The following is a 326-nucleotide window of genomic DNA, read 5'->3' as shown; positions in this document are numbered from 1 at the left end:
CAACGGCAGCGCTCCTCGCGGATCCTTTGAGGGATACGGCGCGGTTTTCGGCAACATCGATAGCCACGGCGATGTCATTGAGCCAGGCGCCTTCGCGAAGTCACTCCTCGACCGCCAGCGCGAGGGCCGTCCGTTGCCGCCGATGTACAAGATGCACGGCGCCATGACCGGAAACCGCCAGGAGCCGGTCGGGGTCTGGGACGCGATGTCCGAAGATGCGAATGGCCTGCATGTGAAGGGCCGCCTCATCGGCTTGGATACCGAACAAGGCAAGTGGAATGAGGCCCAGGCGCGCGAAGGCGGCTTGAAAGGGCTCTCCATCGGCT

1 protein-coding gene is annotated in these 326 nt (G+C 64.1%); it reads left to right on the top strand.

Annotated features, from left to right (window positions below; translation table 11 throughout):
* A partial coding sequence (locus tag EN818_RS31465; protein ID WP_189524001.1) for an HK97 family phage prohead protease occupies positions 1 to 326 on the top strand: 326 nt, incomplete at both ends.

The sequence above is a fragment of the Mesorhizobium sp. M3A.F.Ca.ET.175.01.1.1 genome (assembly GCF_004791945.1).
GTDB lineage: Bacteria > Pseudomonadota > Alphaproteobacteria > Rhizobiales > Rhizobiaceae > Mesorhizobium.
Note: the sequence above shows the minus strand (reverse complement) of the source record. Positions and strands in the feature narration are given on the sequence as shown.